We start from the raw sequence: 18,753 nt of genomic DNA, 5'->3' as shown, positions 1-18,753 counted from the left end.
TGCCGGACGCCGGAGTCGTTCATGTGTACGTGCCCGCAGGGGCCGGTAGAACGAGAGGAGTTGCCGTACGAGGGAGTGGTCATGGTGCAGAAGAGGGCCCTGGTGGTCCGGGGCGGGTGGGAGGGGCACCGGCCGGTCGAGGCCACCGAGCTGTTCCTCCCCTTCCTCCGGGACAACGGCTACGAGGTGAGGGTCGAGGAGTCGACCGAGGTCTACGGCGACAGCGCCGAGATGGAGCGCACCGACCTGGTCGTGCAGTGCGTCACCATGTCGGAGATCTCGCCGGAGCAGCTGGCCGGTCTCGGCGCGGCCGTCGTCGCCGGCACCGGCCTCACCGGCTGGCACGGCGGCATCGCCGACTCCTTCCGCGCCTCGTCGGACTATCTGCATCTGGTCGGCGGCCAGTTCGCCACCCATCCCGGCAAGGAGCCCTGCGAGCGACGGGGAGAGGCGGAGGACAACTTCCTGCCCCACAGCGTGCGGTTCACCGAGGCGGGCCGCACCCACCCGATCACCGCCGGGCTGGCCGACTTCGAGCTGGAGACCGAGCAGTACTGGGTGCTCCACGACGACCTGATCGACGTCCTGGCCACCACCACCCATCCGGTGCGGCCGTACGAACCCTGGCACCGCCCGGTGACCTCGCCCGCCGTCTGGACCCGCCGCTGGGGTGCCGGACGCGTCGTCGTCGCGACGCCGGGGCACAGTCTCGACGTACTGCAACACCCCAGCGTCCGCAACGTCGTAGAGAGGGGAATGCTGTGGGCGACGCGCACCGCATCGGCATCGTAGGACTCGGCTTCATATCCCGCGCCTACCTCGACACCCTCGCGCCGCACCCCGACGTCGAGGTCGTCGCGGTCGCCGACCTCGACGCCTCCCGCGCGCAGGAGGTCGCCCGACAGCTGCCCGGCGCGCGGCAGTCCGGCGTCGAGGCACTGCTCGACGCACCCGACATACAGACGGTGCTCAACCTCACCACCCCCGCCGCTCACGCCGACGTCGCCCTCGCCGCCATCGCGCGCGGCAAGCACGTGTACACGGAGAAGCCGCTGGCCGACACCTTCCCCGGCGGGAAGGCCGTCGTCGAGGCCGCCGTGAAGGCCGGGACGCTGGTCGGCTGCGCTCCGGACACGGTCCTGGGCACGGGCATCCAGACGGCCCGCGCCGCCCTCGACAAGGGGCTCGTCGGCCGCCCGCTCGCCGCGCAGGCCGTCATGGTCACACCGGGACACGAACGCTGGCACCCCCAGCCCGACTTCTACTACGCCCAGGGCGGCGGCCCGCTGCTGGACATGGGGCCCTACTACATCTCCGCCCTCGTGCAACTCCTCGGCCCGGTCCGGGCGGTGACCGGAGCGGCCGCCCGGCTGCGCGACGCGCGCGTCATCGGCAGCGGGCCGCGTGCGGGGGAGCGGATCGCGGTCGCGGTGGACACCCATGTCTCCGGTGTCCTCGAACACGACAACGGCGCCCTGTCCACTCTCACCACGAGCTTCGACGGCGTCGCGACCACGTCCGCCCCGATCGAGGTCCACGGCGAGACGGGCACGCTCGCGGTCCCCGACCCGAACCACTTCGACGGCCGGGTCAGCCACTTCGCGCTGGGCGGGACCGACTGGCACGAGCTCGAACCGTCGGCGGGGTACGCCGGCGGCAGCCGGGGCGTCGGCCTGCTCGACCTCCTTCACGGCGGCCGGCCGCGCGCGGGCGGCGAACTCGCCCTGCACGTCCTGGAGACGATGACCGCCCTTCTGCGGTCGGCGGCCGAGGGCCGCCGCGTGACGCTGGAGACCACGGCGGAACGGCCCGCGCCGGTGCCGCTGACCCCGATCGAGGCCTGGCAGGCGTCCTGGCGACTAGCCTGACACCTGTCCCTCTGTGTAGACAGCGTCTTGCATGCGGAACCAGCGTCGGCGAGGGTGAGGCGTCCGCGTCCGCCTCCTGAAGGGACCCCGCCGTGTCCGCCGGCTTCGCCGTGCCGCTCGCCGTGGCGGGCGTCGCCTCGGGACTGGCGGGGTCGATCGCCGGCCTCGCCTCGCTCTTCGGCTACCCGGCTCCGCTGGCCGCCGGCCTGCCGCCCGTGTCCGCCAACGTCACCAACACGGTGGCCCTGTTCCTCAACACCGCGGGCACGGCGGCCGGTTCACGAGAGGAGCTGCGCGGGCAGGGCCGCAGACTCGCGCGACGGCGCTGGGCGGACTTCCCCGCGTGCTGATGCGGCTCGACCTGCGGTGAGGGATCAGTCCGCGGAGGCGGCGGCGACGCAGAACTCGTTGCCCTCCGGGTCGGCCATCACGATGTGGTGCCCGTCGAACTCCTGAAGGACGCGCCCACCGGCCGCCACCAGCCGCTCGGCCTCCGTCCTGATCCGTGCCCACCGCTCCTCGGGGCCGCCGTGTCCCGGCATCCGGATGTCGATGTGGAGCCGGTTCTTCGCCGTCTTGGGCTCGGGCACCTTGAGGATGGACAGCCGGGGGCCGGTGCCGTCGGGGGCGCAGAGCCACGCGCCGTCGTCCGCCGACTCGTCCTCCGCCGGGTCGAAGTGGGCCAGCCACTCCGCACGGGTGGCGAACGGAGGGGGCGGCGGCTCGTCGACGTAACCCAGTGCCGTCTTCCAGAAGCGGGCCAGGAGCGGGGCGTCCGCGCAGTCGAGGGTGAGATCGATTCTGGCTGTCATGGCCGGACCGTATCGGTTCCGCGACCCGGCTTTGCATGACCATGCGCCATCATGCATACTCTTCCTATGTCCAAGGTCCTCACCTCCCTGCCCGCCGGCGAGCGCGTCGGTATCGCCTTCTCCGGCGGCCTCGACACCTCCGTCGCCGTCGCGTGGATGCGCGACAAGGGCGCCGTCCCGTGCACCTACACCGCCGACATCGGCCAGTACGACGAGCCCGACATCGCCTCGGTGCCCGGTCGCGCGAAGAACTACGGTGCCGAGATCGCGCGCCTGGTCGACTGTCGCGCGGCGCTGGTCGAGGAGGGCCTGGCCGCACTGACCTGCGGCGCGTTCCACATCCGCTCCGGCGGTCGCGCCTACTTCAACACCACGCCGCTCGGCCGTGCCGTCACCGGCACGCTGCTGGTGCGGGCCATGCTCGAGGACGACGTCCAGATCTGGGGCGACGGCTCGACGTTCAAGGGCAACGACATCGAGCGGTTCTACCGCTACGGCCTGCTCGCCAACCCCAAGCTGCGGATCTACAAGCCGTGGCTGGACGCGGACTTCGTCACCGAGCTCGGCGGCCGCAAGGAGATGTCGGAGTGGCTGGTCGCGCACGACCTGCCCTACCGCGACAGCACGGAGAAGGCGTACTCCACCGACGCCAACATCTGGGGCGCCACGCACGAGGCCAAGACGCTGGAGCACCTGGACACCGGCATCGAGACCGTGGAGCCCATCATGGGCGTCCGCTTCTGGGACCCCACCGTCGAGATCGCACCCGAGGACGTGACGATCGGCTTCGACCAGGGCCGCCCGGTGACGATCAACGGCAAGGAGTTCGCCTCGGCCGTCGACCTGGTCATGGAGGCCAACGCCATCGGCGGCCGGCACGGCCTGGGCATGTCCGACCAGATCGAGAACCGCATCATCGAGGCCAAGAGCCGCGGCATCTACGAGGCCCCCGGCATGGCCCTGCTGCACGCGGCCTACGAGCGGCTGGTCAACGCCATCCACAACGAGGACACCCTCGCCCAGTACCACAACGAGGGCCGTCGCCTCGGCCGGCTGATGTACGAGGGCCGCTGGCTTGACCCGCAGGCGCTGATGATCCGCGAGTCGCTGCAGCGCTGGGTCGGCTCGGCGATCACCGGCGAGGTCACCCTGCGGCTGCGGCGCGGCGAGGACTACTCGATCCTCGACACCACGGGCCCGGCGTTCAGCTACCACCCGGACAAGCTGTCGATGGAGCGCACCGAGGACTCCGCGTTCGGTCCCGTCGACCGCATCGGCCAGCTCACCATGCGCAACCTCGACATCGCCGACTCCCGCGCCAAGCTGGAGCAGTACGTCGGCCTCGGCCTGATCGGCACCGGCAGCCCCACCATCGGCGCCTCCCAGGCCGCCGCGACCGGGCTCATCGGCACCATGCCGGAGCTGCCCGAGGGCGGCGCCGAGGCCATCGCCTCCCGCGGCGAGGTCTCCGAGGACGAGGCGCTGCTGGACCGTGCCGCGATGGAGTCCGGCACGGACTGACGGCGGCAGCCGGACGAAGGCCGGCCCCGCGCGGAAAGGCGCCGGGCCGGCCTTCCGGCGTAGGAGAGGGGGCGTGCGCGCCCCCGTCACGCTTCACACAATGCGCACACGCCTCCATGGAAGCTTTAGAGTTCAAGCGCTACGCTCGTCGCCAGTCCGAGTGGCCGAGGAAGCCCCACGTGTCCGGCTGCTCGCTTCCCCACGAGCAGGCACAGGAGAGTCGTTGTGCACGACAGCGACATAGTGGTGATCGGTGGCGGCTACGCGGGCGTCCGCGTGGCCAGACGACTGGACGCGACCGCGCGGGTCACGCTGGTGGACCGCAAGGACGTCTTCTTCCACCGCATCGCCTCGCTGCGGGCCGGTGTGCGCCCGGAGTGGTCGGTGACCCCCTTCATCCCCTACGACCGCCTGCTGGCCAACGGCCGGGTGGTGGTGGGCAAGGCCCTGCGGATCGATACCGGCGCGCGTGAGGTCGTCCTGGCGACGGGGGAGCGGCTGCCGTACGACGTGGTCGTGATCGCCACCGGCGCCGACTACCCCGAACCGGCCCGGTTCACGGGAACCACCACCGAGGAGACCCTCAAGACCTTCGCCGAGCACCAGCAGAAGATCGCCGGCGCCGACCACGTCCTGGTCGTCGGCGGCGGCCCCTCCGGGGTCGAACTCAGCGCCGAGATACGCCTGGCCCGGCCGGACGTCCGGATCACCCTCGCCCACTCCGGCACCGAACTCCTGCACAATACCGGCGTCGAGCGCGCCGGACGCCGGGCGCGGGCCTGGCTGGAGGACCACGACGTGGAGGTACGGCTCGACTCCTTCATGTCGCCCGGCAACGACTTCGGCACCTACCGCGACGCACGCGGCAACGTCCTCTCCGCCGACCTGTCCTTCTGGGCCACCGGCACCACGCCCAACACCCTCTGGCTGCGCCTCGGCGGGCACGGCGACTGGCTCAACGCCGCCGGGCACGTGAGGGTCGACCGCACCCTCCGCGTCGAGGGACGGCGGGACGTCTTCGCGGTCGGCGACGTCAACGACGCCACCGAACTCAAGATCACCCCGGCCGCCCTCGCACAGGCCGACCTCGCCGCCTGGAACATCCGCACCCACCTCAACAGCGCCGGCAGGCACCGCAGGGAACCCCGCCTCTACCGGCCCGTCCACCGCACCCCGATCATCGTGCCGTTCGGCGCGGGCGACGGACTGACCATCGTGCCGGTGCCCGGCGCGAGCGCCGTCCTCGGCGCCCGCACCTCCGTACTGGTCAAGGCGAAGACCCTCATGACGCCGTACATGCGGCGCCAGCTCGGCTACACCGCCTGAGCCTCGCGCCCGGCACCGGCGCTCAGGCCGACAGGGGGTTCACGCGCGTCGCCGCAGCTCGGCTACACCGCCTGAGCCTCGCGCCCGGCACCGGCGCTCAGGCCGACAGGGGGTTCACGCGCGTCGCCGCAGCTCGGCTACACCGCCTGAGCCTCGCGCCCGGCACCGGCGCTCAGGCCGACAGGGGGTTCACGCGCGTCGCCGCCAGCAGGTACCAGGCGGTGGCCCCGGTGTGTCGGTAGGGGTAGTAGCCGAACCCGAAACCGGTGTCGATCGGGCTGCTCGCCGAGACGACACCCGAGCCCTCGGGAACCGCCCCGCCGCCAAGGGTCTGGCCGCCGCCGAGCAGTTCCTGCGCGCGCTCGATCGAGGCGAGCAGCCGGCGAGCCCGCGCCCCGTCACCGGGGGCCCGGCGACAGCGCAGGGCCAGCGCCAGGTGGGCCGTGCCCTCGAACCAGACGCCGTTGCGGTCGGGCTTGGGCTGCCACGGCGCGATGGGGGCGTCCTCGTTCGCCGACAGACTGGCCGAGCTGAAGGTGACGCCCTCGTACGACTGCCCCTGCGGCACCGTGCTGTTGGGGCGTTCGGCGCTGTCCAGGACGGCGAGTTCGGTGGCGGCCCAGTCCAGCGAACGGGAGTGGGCGGGGGAGCGCAGGGCGAGGTGGGTCCAGGTCTGGGTGTCCTCGGGGATCGGCGACCTGTTGATCGTCACGCCGTCGTTCGTGCCGGTGTAGAAGAAGCCGCCGGACGGCTCCCACATCTCGCGCACGAAGGCCGCCGCACGCGCCCGCCGTTCGAGCCAGACCTTGTCCCCCGTCAGGCGGGCGAGCCGGCCGAACAGGCCGACCAGGTCGGTGTTGTGCTCGGTCGAGGTGAAGGGCAGCTTCTCGTCGGCGCCGTTCACGCCGAACTTGTAGCCGCCGAGCGGCTCGTCGGTGCGGCCGACGCGCTCGATCCACTCGCCGATCCGCACGGCACCGGTGAGGAAGCGCAGTCGGCCGGTCCGTGCGGCGAGGGTGCTCAGCGCGATCCCGGCCCACGCCATGTCGCCCACGGCGGTGCCGGTGAAGCCGAACTGGCTGCCCACGTTGACCGTTCCGTCCGCCCGCACGAAGCCGTCCGGCTGCGGTGAACCGTCGAAGAAGGTGTACGGCCCGACGTTGTAGGCCTGCCGCAGCCTGCCGTCGTCATGGGCGGGGTCGTGGGCCTGGGCGTAGAGCAGCGCGTCGCCCAGCTCCGTCGCCCGTGAACGGCCGTCGGCCGTGCCGGTGGCCAGGAGCGCGAGGATCACGAGCGCGTTGTCGTAGGTGAACGCGGTGCTGAACAGACCGGCCTGGTCGGTGTAGCTCTGCGCCAGCCGGATCGTGCCCTGTTCGGGGTAGGCGTCCATGGCGGCGGCGAGGAAGCCGGACGCCCGGCGTGGGGCGGAGGTCGTGCGGTTCGCCGCCGTCGCCGTCCCGCCCGTGGTGAGGACCGCGGCGCCGACGCCGAGTCCGGTGCCGATGAGCGCGCGTCGGCTGAGGCCGGGGCCGTGGCTGCCGGTCATGGATCTCCTCGGGAGTGTGGGAGTGAGCGACTCTTGAGAGCGCTCTCAAGGATGCGCGCTCATTGTGCTGTGGAGGGGGTGTCCGGTCAACGCCTGTCACGCGGGAATCGGTTGGGCGGCCGGGTGCGCCGGCCCTGTCCGCCGCCGGTGGGCGGCCGCCGTGTCGATGAGTCGACGCGGTGTAATTTGGGCCGATGGCATTGCGCAACGCGGTGATGGCCGCGCTCCTGGAGGGCGAGGCGTCCGGCTACGACCTCGCCAAGGGCTTCGAGGCGTCCGTCGCCAACTTCTGGATGGCGACCCCGCAGCAGCTCTACCGGGAGCTGGAGCGCATGGAGAGCGAGGGGCTGGTCTCGGCGCGGGTCGTCCACCAGGAACGCCGCCCCAACAAAAGGCTGTTCTCGCTCACCGAGGCGGGCTACGAGGTCCTGCGCGACTACGTCCTGGACGCCCCGGCCAAGCCCCTGGCGATCCGCGACGAGCTGATGGTCAGGGTGCAGTGCGTCGACATCGCCGACGCCGAGGCCGTCGATGCCGTACGGGCCGCGGTCGCCGAGCGCGTCGAGCGGGCCACGGCCAAGCTCGCCCGGTACGAGCGGCTGCGGGAGCGGCTGCTCGACGGGCGGGACGAGGACGAGTTCTTCGCCCGGGCCGAACGCATCGGCCCCTATCTCACCCTCCTGGGCGGCCTGGCGCTGGAGCGGGCCAATGTGCAGTGGGGAGAGGCGGCTCTCCGGCGCCTCGACGGCCGGGCGCGGACGCTGCGGCGGTCGCAGGCGCGCGCCGACGCCCGCCGATGAGCGGAGCCTGAGGAACCTCACGTATGCCCTCCACAGCCGGCGGTCGAGTGTGACCGTCGGCTCACCCGGCTGCCTTGAGAGAGGAAACCGATCGGTTTACAGTGAGTGGAAACCGATCGGTTTACCGAGATCATCGAACTGGGAGTCAGTCATGACCGCGATCAAGGACGCAGTCGTTCTCGTCACCGGCGGCAGCCGGGGCATCGGCAAGGCACTGGTGGAGGAGCTGTACGCGCGCGGCGCCGCGAAGGTGTACGCCACGGCCCGCGACCCGCGCACGGTGACGCACCCCGACGCCGTCCCTCTGGCGCTGGAGGTCACCGACCCGCAGTCGGTGGCGGCCGCCGTGGCACAGGCCCAGGACGTCACCGTCCTGGTCAACAACGCCGGAGTCTCCGTCGGCGGCCCCTTCCTGACCACCCCGGTGGAGGACGTGCGCCGCGAGTTCGAGATCAATTTCTACGGGCCGCTCCTGGTCACCCGCGCCTTCGTGCCGGTCCTCGAACGCAACGGCGGCGGACACGTCCTCAACGTCCACTCCGTGCTGTCCTGGCTGGGCAACGCCGGTTCCTACAGCGCGTCCAAGGCCGCCCTGTGGCAGCAGACCAACTCCCTGCGCCTTGAGCTGCGTCCGCGCGGCATCGCGGTGACCGGTCTGCACGTCGGATACGTGGACACCGACCTCACCGCGCGCATCGACGCGCCCAAGTCCACCGCCCGCGACGTCGCCGCGCTCGCCCTCGACGGCGTCGAGAACGACGCGTACGAGGTGCTCGCCGACGACCTGTCGCGGCAGGTGAAGGCGGCCCTGTCCGGAGAACTCGCGGACCTCTACCCGCAGTTGGCGCAGTAACGCGTCAGGGTGCGGTGTCGCCCACCAGCGCCCACACCGTCTTGCCGTACCGCCCCCGGTGCCGTACGCCCCACGTCCGCGCCACCTGGTCGACCAGGTGCAGACCGTGGCCGCGCTCGTCGTCCGAGCCGGGCGCGGACTGCAGGACGGGCTGCGCGGGGCTCGCGTCGGAGACGGCGATGAGGCAGGAGCCGTCCGCCCGTGCCGTCACCGACAGTTCGAACTCCCGCTGCAGTATGGGACCGTGCCGGACGACGTTGGCGGCCAGCTCCGAGGCCAGCAGGACGACGTCCTCCGTGAGTTTGTCGCCCTCGGCGTAGCCCCATGTGGCCAGATGCTGCCGGACCCGATGCCGGGCGAAGCCGACCGAAGCCGGATGCCTGGGCAGCCGCAAGGCCTCCCGTCTCAGCATGAGCGTCTCCTCCCCGATCGACGCCGAAAAAGCCCCCCACTGGAAGAGCGCACAGTGGCAGATCAACGTCACCGCGCCCACGACGCGCAAAGGAATCCGGCCATTTCCGGGCCTTCGGCGAAGCGTCGGAGGATCTCGGCGCGCTCCCGGCCGGCCGCCCGGTCGCAGACCGTGGCGGCCGACAAGATGCGCAGCTCAGACGGCATGCGGTAGGGGAGGGTGCCGGACTGCGGACGGGTCGGTGTCGACGGCCGGGACGAGTCGGCGGCGCGTGGTCAGAATGGCCGACTCGCGCGGGTACAAAGGCGTGCGTCGCCGGGCCGAGCTATGAGTGAGGCCCCGCACGGCGGCTGGCTAGAGTGAACGCATGTCCGTGACGCCACGCTGGCTCGACGCCGAGGAACGACGGGCCTGGCTGGCCTACGTCGACTTCTCCACCCTCCTCGCCGACCATCTCAACCGGCAGCTGCGCCGGGACGCCGGCATGACGCACGCCGACTACAGCCTGCTGGTCCACCTTTCCGCGGCGCCCGACGGCGCCCTCGGCATGTCCGAGCTGGCGCAGCGGCTGAAGATCACCCGCAGCCGGCTCACCCACGCGGTGAACCGGCTGCGGGAGGCCGGCCTGGTGGACCGGCGTGAGGACCCCGCCGACGGCCGCGGCCAGATCGCCGTCCTCACGGACGAGGGGCGGGCCCTGCTGGAGCGGGCCGCACCGGGCCACGTGGAGGCCGTCCGGCAGGCGGTGTTCGACGCCCTGACGCCGGAGCAGGTCCGCCAGTTCGCAGAGATCGGCGAGGCCATCAGCAACGCCCTGCACCGCGCCGAGAACGCCGGGACAGACCCGGCGACGCTGCCGTGGCGGCGCCGCTGAACATGTCCCGGCGCCATCAGCCGTCAGGCCTCAGGCGCGCGCGTCCCGGCCCAGCATCTCGTCGAGGTGCGTGGTCTCCTCCTGCTCGTACGTCCGTGGCCTGCGGCGGCGGCGGTGGATCGCGCCGTTCATCATGGCCAGGGCCAGGCAGAACAGGAGCGCGAGGGCCAGGCCGGAGCAGAAGACGGCGAGCGTGTTCATCGTGGCGATGTGGTGACCCAGCACCGACACGGTGTACTCGGGCCCCCCGGACAGGTTGCCGGCGATCACCAGAGCGGTGAAGGCGCCGGTGGCTCCGAGGAGGAGCAGTCCGATGAACAGCATGTGAGTCACCCCTCACGATGAGGTCGTTCACCGCTACGGGTACCCGTGAACGGGCGGGCCATGACCGCGGGCACGACCGGCCGTCCCTGGCGGGGGACGGTCCGTACGCTGGAGCTCGTGCGCCTCTTCCGCTTCCGCGTGACACACCTCGTCCGGACGCCTCCCGCCACGACGGGGTGCGGAGCCGTCGCATGAGCGAGTGGACTCCGGGCGCGGTCGCGGCGCGGTTCACCGGGTGCGGGGTGCGTGGTGAGCGCCGGCTCACGGGTGCGCTCACCGAGGTCGGTCTGGACGGCGGCCGGACGGTCGTCGTCAAGCACGGCGACGCGCCCGGCGCGGTGCGTGCCGAGGCGGCGGGGCTGCGCTGGCTCGCCGAGCCCGGCGCGGTCCGCGTGCCCGAGGTCCACGGGTACGACGAGAACTGGCTGGTCACGGACCTGGTTCCGCGCGGTCGGCCGACGGCCGCGGCGGCGCGGGCGCTCGGGCGTGAGCTGGCCGCCCTGCATGCCGCCGGCGCCCCCGCGTTCGGGGCGCCGCCGCCCGACGGCCCCGTGGAGGCGTTCATCGGCCGCGCCCCCCTGCGCAACGCCCCCGGCACCGACTGGCCCCGCTGGTACGCCGAGCACCGCGTGCTGCCGTATCTGCGCTCCGCCGTCGACGGCGGCACGATCCGCCCCGCCGAGTCGGCCGTGGTGGAACGCGTCTGCGAACGGCTCCCCGAACTCGCCGGTCCCGCGGAGCCGCCCGCCCGCCTGCACGGCGACCTGTGGAACGGCAACGTGCTGTGGGGTGCCGACGGACACGCCTGGCTGATCGACCCGGCCGCGCACGGCGGGCACCGGGAGACCGACCTGGCGATGCTCCACCTCTTCGGCTGCCCGCACCTGGAGGACGTCCTCGACGGCTACCGGCGAGCCGCGCCTCTCGCCGACGGCTGGCAGGACCGCGTCGGACTGCACCAGCTGTTCCCGCTGCTGGTGCACACGGTCCTGTTCGGGCGCGGGTACGCCGAACAGGCGCTGGCGACGGCGCGAGCGGCTCTGCGGCGATGACCGCGAAGCCGGTGCTCACCAGTCCGGTGCCGCCCGCAGGAGATGGTCGCGTACGACGTCCACGTGCGGGTTGGCCGAGGCGCCGGGGCGCTGCACCAGGAACCCGGTGTTGATCGGCGGGTCGTCCGGATCGTGCAGCAGGACCAGTGCGCCGGAGCCGAGGTCGGCGGCGCACAGGTAGCGGGGGAGGACCGTGAAGCCCGCGCCGCCGACGACCGCCGCCCTGACCGCGTGCAGGTCGGGCACCGTGATCGCGGCCTGCCGCACCAGCCGCCGGCCGAAGACATGGCGCCAGTAGCGGCGGACGATCGGCAGGTCCTCGGCGTACGCGATCAGCGGGACGCCGTGCAGCGCCGCGGCCCCGTCGGCGGCGACGCGGGCTGGGCCGCCGACGCGCTCCGCCCACGCCGGGGAGGCGACCAGGACGAACTCCTCGTCGGTGAGAGGTGTCGCCGCAAGGGCCCGGCCGCGCGGCCGGAAGGTCGCGATCACCAGGTCGTAGTGGCCGGCCCGGAGGTCGTCGAGGAGCGGTTCGGTCAGGCCGGGCGTGATGCGCAGCCGGACCCCTCGGTCGACGAGGGGCGCGAGGCCCGGCAGGACGCAACGGGTCAGCAGTTCGTTCGGCCCGGCCAGGTGCACCGGCTCGGGCGGCCGGTCCTCGCCCGCGCCCCCCGGGCCGGTGACCGTGGCGAGGGAGTCCAGGGGTCCCACCACGCGGGAGGCGAGCTCGTCGGCGTACGGGACGGGGGAGGCCCCGCGGGCCTGCCGTTCGAACAGCTCCCGGCCCAACTGCCGTTCCAGCGTGCGCACCTGCGTGGTGACGGTCGGCTGCGACAGCCCGAGCAGACGGGCCGCGGCCGTGAAGGAACCGGTGCGGTAGACGGCCAGGAACGTGCGCAGGAGGTTCAGGTCGAGCGCCGCGGCTCCCGCCTGCTCCGCTCCCTCCCGGCCATTGGTCTCCCTATGCCTCATATGTATGAGCCTATTGGAATCCAATGGATGGGGAAGGTTACGGTCGAGACCATCGCCGTGCCGGCGATCCGCTCGCGCGGGTGGCGGCACGGCCACCACCGGCGACCATCGAGAGAGACACCATGTCGAAGATCCTGTTCGTGATGACCGGCGCCGACCACTGGACGCTGGCCGACGGCACCCTGCACCCCACCGGCTTCTGGGCCGAGGAGGCCGTCGCCCCCTACGAGGCGTTCAAGGCCGCGGGCCACGAGATCGTCGTGGCCACCCCGGGCGGCGTGGTGCCCACCGTGGACAAGGGCAGCCTCGCGGCCGAGGTCAACGGCGGCCAGGAGAACGCCGACCGGATCGCCGGCGTGCTCGACGTGGCGGACGAGCTGCGCAACCCGATCCGGCTGGAGGACGTCGACCTCGACGACTACGCCGCCGTCTTCTACCCCGGCGGCCACGGCCCCATGGAGGACCTCGCCGTCAACCCCGAGTCGGGCAGGCTCCTGAGCTCCGCCCTCGAGTCCGGCAAGCCCCTCGGCGTCGTCTGCCACGCCCCGGCCGCCCTGCTCGCCGCCACCGGCGCGGACGGCGCCAACGCCTTCGCCGGGTACCGGGTGGCGGCGTTCACCAACGCCGAGGAGACCCAGGCCGGCTTCGCCGACAAGGCCAAGTGGCTGCTGGAGGACCGGCTGACCGAGGCGGGCGTGCAGGTGCAGGCCGGCGAGCCGTGGGCGCCGAACGTCGTCGTCGACCGCAACCTGGTCACCGGCCAGAACCCCGCGTCCTCTGCTCCGCTCGCCGCCGAACTGCTGAAGGCGCTGGGCTGAACCGCGGCCACCGCACCCCCACTTGGTGAGGCGCAGGTCACATTCCGCCCTGTCACATCCCGTCGGTCCGCTCCGTCAATGAGGTGTAACCGACGACGACACAGGAGCGGACCATGGAAGCTCGCCTGAACCTCTTCGAGAACCCCGTTGCCGCCAAGATCTTCCGGTACGTCAACTCCGCGGGCCGCGTGCTGTCCGAGTCGACGCTGCCGGCGGCGACACAGGAACTGGTCAAGCTCCGCGCCAGCCAGATCAACGGCTGCGGCTTCTGCACCGACATGCACACCAAGGACGCCCTCGCCGCCGGGGAGACGCAGCAGCGGCTCCACCTGGTCGCCGCCTGGCGCGAGGCCAAGGTGTTCACCGAGGCCGAGCGGGCGGCCCTGGAGCTGGCGGAGGAGGGCACCCGGATCGCCGATGCGGCCGGCGGGGTCCCGGACGAGGTGTGGGACAACGCCGCCAAGCACTACGACGAGGAGCAGCTGGCGGCTCTGGTGGCCGCCATCGCGCTGATCAACATGTACAACCGGTTCAACGTCCTCGTGCAGCAGCCGGCCGGCGACTACCAGCCCGGCCAGTTCGGCTGACCTGGGGCCCGATGCCGAGCGTGCGCACCGCACGCTCGGCATCGGGCCTTCGGCCGCGCCGCCCCGGTGGGGCTCACCGTGAGGTGAGCCTCCACAGGTGGTCGGCCGTGCCGTTGTCGCTCCACTGCAGGACCTGGGCGCCGGAGGCGGTGCTCATGCCGTTCACGCCGAGCAGCAGACCGCTGTTGTAGTTGGCGATCTTGTAGGAGCCGCCCCCGTCCGGGATCAGCTGCCACAGGTGGTCGGCCGTTCCGTTGTCACCCCAGATCACCGCGGTTCCGCCGTCGCCGGTGCTCATGTCGGTGATGCCCAGGAGCAGACCGCTCGCCTGCTGCCGGATCTTGTACAGCCCGTTTCCGGCGGCCACCAGGGTCCAGTTCTGGTCGGTGCCCGTGCTGGAGGCGGCCTGGACGACGGCGGTGCCCTGTGCGGTGCCCGCGCCGCTGGTGTCCAGCGCCAGTCCGCTGTTCTTGTTGGTGATCTGGTAGCGCCCGGCCAGCGAGGTCGCGGTGCCGCTGGGCGTGATCACCAGGTGGTAGCCGTCGGAGGCGTTCATCGTGACGGGTACGGTTACGGACCCGTTCGTCACCGGGTAGTCGGCGTCCGAGACGGTGATCGGCCCGGACACTGCCGTCGTACGGCCCTTGGACGGTGTGTACTCCAGCCTGACGTGCGCGGTGGAGCCGAAGGCGGACAGCGAGGACAGGCCGTTGACGGTGACGGCACAGGAGCCGGTGCAGCCGCCGGTGACCACGCTGACCTGGTTGCCGGAGCCGTTGAGCGAGGCGAAGCCGTCGATGCCCGTCTGCGCCGGGGGCGTGGTGACCAGCATGTTCCCGGACATGTCGCCGTACCACCGGTAGAGCCAGTACGAGCCGTTGGGGGAGGCGCCGGTGTCGGTGAGGGTGTCGCCGAGGGTGCCGTAGTGGTTCCAGAAGGCCAGTTCGGCGTCGTGGACGCCGGCCCGCTCGAACTTGGCGACGTAGCCGGCCAGCGGTCCGGGCACGCCGACCTCGCTCGGGGTGCCGTACTCCTCGATCGCGATCGGGCGCGGGCTGATGCCGAGGCTCGACTCCAGGGCCCGGTAGGCGGAGACGTGCGCGCCGATGTTCTGCGCACCCTGCAGCTCGTGCCAGGCGATGATGTCCGGCACCGTGCCGCTCGCCTTGGCGTCGGTGAGGAAGGTGCTCATCCAGGACTGGTTCCAGGCCGAGTGACTCGGGCCCTGGATGGGCGTCTTGGTGTCCTTGGCGCGGACCTCCTTGTACGTCCGTGCCCAGCCGGCGTCGAACGCGCCCGCGTGGGTGGTGTCCCAGGTCCAGTCGGGCTCGTTCCACAGCTCGTACGCGGCGATGTCGGTGGCGCCGGAGGACTGCACGGAGGCGACCTGCTTGTCCACCGCCGACAGCCAGTCGCTCCAGCTCACCCATTTGTAGGGGAAGTTCGGATACCAGTCCGGCATCCGGACGACCACCTTGGCGCCCGCTCTCGCCGCCTTGGCGGCCACCACCAGGGCGTCGCCGGCCGGCCTGGGCTCGCCGTTGGGCAGCTGGGAGCCGCCCGGCGCCATCTGGACGAAGGTGTTGGGCTTGAGCGGGGTGACCAGGCCGTCGGCCGGGGTGCTCGCGTCGGCGAGGCCGTAGAGGCTGCCGGTCGCCACATGGGTGACCGGGCGCAGGGTCCGGGCGGCGTCGACGACCAGGGTGGTGGCGGCGGTGGGGGCCGCCTGGGCGGGGGAGGCGGTGGCGAGCGCGGCCGCGGTCAGGGTGGCGGCGCCGAGCAGTGCGGTCAGGCGTGCGGGGGCAGGTCTTGAGCGGCTCATGACAGCTTTCTCCTTACGGAGTCGGTTGGGGGTGCGCCCCTTCAGGGGCGCGGGGAACTGCGCGAGCAACCACGACGAGGCCGCGGACGACCGGCGACGAACGGAACGGCTCAGTCCTTGACGGCGCCGGCCGTCACACCCGCGGCGACGTACCGCTGCGCGAGCACCAGCAGGACGGCCGCGGGCACGGACGCGACCACCGCGGTGGCCATGATCGCGTTCCACTCCTGGTTGTTGTTGCCGATGTACTGGTAGATGCCGAGGGTGATCGGCCGCAGGTCGCCGCCGCCGTCGAGGGTGTTGGCGAAGACGAAGTCGGACCAGGCCCACAGGAAGCTGAAGAGGGACACGGTGACCAGGGCGTTGCGGCTGACCGGCAGCACGACCGACCAGAACGTGCGGAAGGTGCCGGCGCCGTCGATCCGGGAGGCGGCGATGAGCTCGCCGGGGATGCCCGACATGAACGCGGTGAAGATCATGACGCCGAACGGCACGGCGATGGTGGAGTCCGCGACGATCAGCCCCCACCAGGAGTTGAGCAGACCGAGGTCCAGGAAGATGCCGTAGAAGCCCATCGCCATGACGATCCCCGGGACCATCTGCGCGATCAGCAGGGCGAGTCCCAGCCCGCCGCCCCCGCGCGGGCGGAGCTTCGCCAGCGAGTAGCCGGCCGGTGCCGCGAGGACGAGGGTCAGGGCGACGGTGCCCAGGCCGATCAGCAGGCTGGTGCCGAGGTAGGGCAACTGGTCGTCCAGGACGGCCCGGTAGCCCTCGAAGGTGGGGTGCAGCGGCACCAGGTCGGGCGGGTCCTTGCGCATGTCCTGCTGCGGGGTGAGGGAGACGTTCACCATCCAGTACACCGGGAACAGCATGAGCGCGGTCAGCACGACGCCGATGACGGTGTGACGGCGGCCGGTGGAAGGGGACTTCACGCTTCCTGCCTCCTCTGGACGCGGATGTACAGCAGCCCGAAGACGAGGGCGATGAGGATGAGGATGTTGCCGACCGCGGCCCCCGGGCCGAACTTGGGCAGCAGGGTGCCGAATCCGAGCTGGTAGGACCAGGTCGCCAGGGTCGAGGAGGCGTCGCCCGGACCGCCCTTCGTCATGATCCAGATCAGGTCGAACACCTTCAGCGTGTAGACCAGCCCCAGCAGCAGGGTGATCGCCGACACCGGGCGCAGCAGCGGGAAGGTGATCCGGCGGAACTGCTGCCAGGCGCTCGCCCCGTCCAGGGCCGCCGCCTCGTACAGCTCCGCGGGGATGTTCTGCAGCCCGCTGTAGAGGATGACCAGGTTGAACGGGATGCCGATCCAGATGTTGGCGACGATCACCGACGTCAGTGCCCAGTCCGGCGAGGTCAGCCAGCCGACCGGGCTCACGCCGAGGAAGTGCAGGAAGTAGTTCACCACCCCCGACTCGCTGTTGAACATCCACGACCACGTCGACGCCGACACGATCAGCGGCAGCAGCCACGGGATCAGGAACAGCGCGCGCAGGGTGGGCGCGAGCCGGAAGTGGCGGTTGAAGAAGACCGCGAGGGCGAGCCCGATGGCGTACTGGAAGGCGATGGACACGAAGGTGAAGACCATCGTGTGCCGCATCGCCGGGCCGAACGTCGGATCGTCCAGCACCGTACGGAAGTTGTGCCAGCCGGAGAACGGCGCGTCGCCCGCCACGAACGACCGCACGGTGTAGTCGCGCAGACTCAGGTCGAGGTTGCGGTAGAGCGGGTAGACGTAGAAGGCGGCGAGGTAGGCGAGCAGCGGAGTGACGAAGGCGAGCGCGGTCAGCCGGCTCCTGCGCCGATGACGGCGGCGCAGGGACGATGCGTCGGCGCCGCCGGCCCCCGCCGCGGCGGACGGTGCCCGCCGCGGACGGTCGACCCGGGCGATGGTCATGCCGGGCCTAGCCCTTCTGCGCGCTCTGCTGGGCGGTGGACAGGGCGTCCTGCGGGCTCTTGCCGCCCGACAGCGCCGCCTGGACGGCGGTCCACATCGGCTGGGAAATGGTCGGGTACTTGGTGCCGAGGCCGCCGCTGGTCCGGCCGCGGGCCGCGGCCACCGCGTCCACCCACGGCTTGAGCTTCGGGTTCTGCTTGACCTGTGTCGCCTGTACGGCGGCCGTGGGCGCGATGTACTGCAGCGTCGTGTCGGTCGGCAGCAGGTTGGCGTCGCTGGTCAGACACGTGACGATCTTCTTGCTGACGTCGTAGCGCCCGGTGTCCTTCTGCACGGGCACCGTCACGAACTCCCCGCCCGTCGGCACCGGCGCCGAACCGCCGTTCTGTGCGGGGATGTTGATGATGCCATAGTCGAAGCCCGCCTTCTCGGCGTTGCCCAGCTGCCAGGTGCCGTTCTCGCCGAACGCGTACGTGCCGGTGGCGAACTCCTGCCAGCTGGTGGTCTGCGTGTTCTGCAGGACGTCCTTGGGCGCGTACCCCGCCTCGACCCACTGCTTCCACAGGGACAGCGCGGCGACCCCCTTGGCGGAGTCGAGCTTCGTCAGATCGCCGCCCGCGCCCCAGAACCAGGGCAGGAACTGGAAGCTGCCCTCCTCGGTGTTGATCGCCGAGAAGGTGATGCCCTTCTTGCCGGCGCCCTTGACCTTCTTCAGCGCGGCCGTGAGGGAGTTCCAGTCCTTGACGGACGCGGGGTCGACGCCGGCGGCGGAGAGGACCTTCTTGTTGTAGTAGAGGGCCAGGGTGTTGGCGCCGATCGGCACCCCGTAGGAGGCGCCGTCGAGGGTGCCCGCGCCGATGATGTTCTTCTGGATCGACTTCGTGTCCAGCCCGAGGTCGCTGGTCTTGTTGAGGATCCCCGCCGCCACCAGCGTGGAGACGACCGGGTTGTCGACGAGCATGACGTCCGGCGCGTTGCCCTGCTGGGCGGCCAGCAGGGCCTTGTTGCCCAGATCGGTGGTGTCGTACGCGGTCCGCTTCAGCTTCACCCCGGCCTTCGTCCCGCACGAGGTCACGAGCTTTCCCCAGGCCGAGGAGGCGTTGAACTGGGGGTAGGGGTCCCAGAAGGCGTACGTTCCCCCGGACCCGCCCGACGAGGAGCCGGAGGACGAACTGGAGCCCCCTGCGCAGGCGGTGAGGGAGGCGAGGGTGCCGACGGCGGCGAGCGCCGCCATGAGAGTACGGCGGGTGGGTATCACGGGGTGAC

The 18,753-nt window shown here is 71.6% G+C and carries 21 protein-coding genes; 11 read left to right on the top strand and 10 right to left on the bottom strand.

Annotated elements, in window-relative coordinates; translation table 11 throughout:
• Nucleotides 1–81: 81 nt before the first annotated feature.
• The 3 genes from LN251_RS41175 to LN251_RS41165 all read left to right on the top strand — a co-directional run bounded on the left by LN251_RS41175 (nt 82) and on the right by LN251_RS41165 (nt 2,218).
• Complete coding sequence (locus LN251_RS41175; RefSeq protein ID WP_458249238.1) at nt 82–792, top strand: ThuA domain-containing protein; 711 nt, start codon at nt 82–84, stop codon at nt 790–792.
• Nucleotides 762–1,868: a Gfo/Idh/MocA family protein gene (locus LN251_RS41170; RefSeq protein ID WP_458249237.1), complete on the top strand. Its 1,107-nt coding sequence runs from the start codon at nt 762–764 to the stop codon at nt 1,866–1,868. Before LN251_RS41175 ends, LN251_RS41170 begins: the two co-directional genes overlap by 31 nt.
• A gap of 92 nt (nt 1,869–1,960) precedes the next feature.
• The gene (locus LN251_RS41165; protein ID WP_458249236.1) at nt 1,961–2,218 is read left to right on the top strand and encodes a hypothetical protein; all 258 of its coding nucleotides are present in this window, start codon (nt 1,961–1,963) and stop codon (nt 2,216–2,218) included.
• 24 nt (nt 2,219–2,242) lie between these two features.
• Here LN251_RS41165 and LN251_RS41160 read toward each other — a convergent pair whose 3' ends face one another.
• Complete coding sequence (locus LN251_RS41160; RefSeq protein ID WP_458249235.1) at nt 2,243–2,680, bottom strand: VOC family protein; 438 nt, start codon at nt 2,678–2,680, stop codon at nt 2,243–2,245.
• A gap of 66 nt (nt 2,681–2,746) precedes the next feature.
• Between LN251_RS41160 and argG the strand changes: the two genes are divergently transcribed.
• Both argG and LN251_RS41150 read left to right on the top strand, forming a co-directional pair.
• Nucleotides 2,747–4,201 (top strand): argininosuccinate synthase, encoded by a 1,455-nt coding sequence (gene argG / locus LN251_RS41155; RefSeq protein WP_458249543.1) that lies wholly within the window; start codon nt 2,747–2,749, stop codon nt 4,199–4,201.
• 225 nt (nt 4,202–4,426) lie between these two features.
• Nucleotides 4,427–5,527, top strand: a complete 1,101-nt coding sequence (locus LN251_RS41150) for an NAD(P)/FAD-dependent oxidoreductase (RefSeq protein ID WP_458249234.1) — start codon at nt 4,427–4,429, stop codon at nt 5,525–5,527.
• A gap of 172 nt (nt 5,528–5,699) precedes the next feature.
• Here LN251_RS41150 and LN251_RS41145 read toward each other — a convergent pair whose 3' ends face one another.
• Complete coding sequence (locus LN251_RS41145) at nt 5,700–7,073, bottom strand: Tat pathway signal sequence domain protein (RefSeq protein ID WP_458249233.1); 1,374 nt, start codon at nt 7,071–7,073, stop codon at nt 5,700–5,702.
• Nucleotides 7,074–7,267: 194 nt separating this feature from the next.
• Here LN251_RS41145 and LN251_RS41140 point away from each other — a divergent pair, with 194 nt between their 5' ends.
• Together LN251_RS41140 and LN251_RS41135 are read left to right on the top strand one after the other, a co-directional pair.
• Complete coding sequence (locus LN251_RS41140) at nt 7,268–7,873, top strand: PadR family transcriptional regulator (protein WP_249840722.1); 606 nt, start codon at nt 7,268–7,270, stop codon at nt 7,871–7,873.
• A gap of 151 nt (nt 7,874–8,024) precedes the next feature.
• Nucleotides 8,025–8,726 (top strand): SDR family oxidoreductase, encoded by a 702-nt coding sequence (locus tag LN251_RS41135; RefSeq protein WP_458249232.1) that lies wholly within the window; start codon nt 8,025–8,027, stop codon nt 8,724–8,726.
• Between the two features lie 4 nt (nt 8,727–8,730).
• Here the strand turns inward: LN251_RS41135 and LN251_RS41130 are convergent, their stop codons facing one another.
• Both LN251_RS41130 and LN251_RS41125 read right to left on the bottom strand, forming a co-directional pair.
• Nucleotides 8,731–9,138 (bottom strand): ATP-binding protein, encoded by a 408-nt coding sequence (locus LN251_RS41130; protein ID WP_458249231.1) that lies wholly within the window; start codon nt 9,136–9,138, stop codon nt 8,731–8,733.
• A gap of 68 nt (nt 9,139–9,206) precedes the next feature.
• Entirely contained in the window at nt 9,207–9,344 is a 138-nt protein-coding gene (locus LN251_RS41125; RefSeq protein ID WP_458249230.1) for a hypothetical protein, read from the bottom strand.
• Nucleotides 9,345–9,505: 161 nt separating this feature from the next.
• Here LN251_RS41125 and LN251_RS41120 point away from each other — a divergent pair, with 161 nt between their 5' ends.
• Complete coding sequence (locus LN251_RS41120; RefSeq protein ID WP_458249229.1) at nt 9,506–10,012, top strand: MarR family winged helix-turn-helix transcriptional regulator; 507 nt, start codon at nt 9,506–9,508, stop codon at nt 10,010–10,012.
• Nucleotides 10,013–10,042: 30 nt separating this feature from the next.
• Here the strand turns inward: LN251_RS41120 and LN251_RS41115 are convergent, their stop codons facing one another.
• Nucleotides 10,043–10,336 (bottom strand): hypothetical protein, encoded by a 294-nt coding sequence (locus LN251_RS41115; protein ID WP_458249228.1) that lies wholly within the window; start codon nt 10,334–10,336, stop codon nt 10,043–10,045.
• 191 nt (nt 10,337–10,527) lie between these two features.
• Between LN251_RS41115 and LN251_RS41110 the strand changes: the two genes are divergently transcribed.
• Nucleotides 10,528–11,388: a fructosamine kinase family protein gene (locus LN251_RS41110; RefSeq protein ID WP_458249227.1), complete on the top strand. Its 861-nt coding sequence runs from the start codon at nt 10,528–10,530 to the stop codon at nt 11,386–11,388.
• Nucleotides 11,389–11,403: 15 nt separating this feature from the next.
• Here the strand turns inward: LN251_RS41110 and LN251_RS41105 are convergent, their stop codons facing one another.
• On the bottom strand, nt 11,404–12,360 hold the full coding sequence (locus LN251_RS41105; protein WP_458249226.1) for a LysR family transcriptional regulator: 957 nt from the start codon (nt 12,358–12,360) through the stop codon (nt 11,404–11,406).
• A gap of 122 nt (nt 12,361–12,482) precedes the next feature.
• Between LN251_RS41105 and LN251_RS41100 the strand changes: the two genes are divergently transcribed.
• Nucleotides 12,483–13,178 (top strand): type 1 glutamine amidotransferase domain-containing protein, encoded by a 696-nt coding sequence (locus LN251_RS41100; RefSeq protein ID WP_458249225.1) that lies wholly within the window; start codon nt 12,483–12,485, stop codon nt 13,176–13,178.
• Between the two features lie 113 nt (nt 13,179–13,291).
• On the top strand, nt 13,292–13,765 hold the full coding sequence (locus LN251_RS41095) for a carboxymuconolactone decarboxylase family protein (protein ID WP_458249224.1): 474 nt from the start codon (nt 13,292–13,294) through the stop codon (nt 13,763–13,765).
• 73 nt (nt 13,766–13,838) lie between these two features.
• Here LN251_RS41095 and LN251_RS41090 read toward each other — a convergent pair whose 3' ends face one another.
• From LN251_RS41090 to LN251_RS41075, 4 genes are all read right to left on the bottom strand, one after another.
• On the bottom strand, nt 13,839–15,587 hold the full coding sequence (locus LN251_RS41090; RefSeq protein WP_458249223.1) for an RICIN domain-containing protein: 1,749 nt from the start codon (nt 15,585–15,587) through the stop codon (nt 13,839–13,841).
• 110 nt (nt 15,588–15,697) lie between these two features.
• A complete protein-coding gene (locus LN251_RS41085) occupies nt 15,698–16,459 on the bottom strand; it encodes a carbohydrate ABC transporter permease (RefSeq protein ID WP_450710838.1) in 762 nt (253 codons plus the stop codon).
• A 56-nt stretch (nt 16,460–16,515) separates the two neighbouring features.
• On the bottom strand, nt 16,516–17,487 hold the full coding sequence (locus LN251_RS41080) for a carbohydrate ABC transporter permease (RefSeq protein WP_404148138.1): 972 nt from the start codon (nt 17,485–17,487) through the stop codon (nt 16,516–16,518).
• Between the two features lie 7 nt (nt 17,488–17,494).
• Nucleotides 17,495–18,721, bottom strand: a complete 1,227-nt coding sequence (locus tag LN251_RS41075; RefSeq protein ID WP_458249542.1) for a sugar ABC transporter substrate-binding protein — start codon at nt 18,719–18,721, stop codon at nt 17,495–17,497.
• Nucleotides 18,722–18,753: the final 32 nt, after the last annotated feature.

The organism is Streptomyces sp. MAI_2237, from assembly GCF_054189285.1.
Note: the sequence above shows the minus strand (reverse complement) of the source record. Positions and strands in the feature narration are given on the sequence as shown.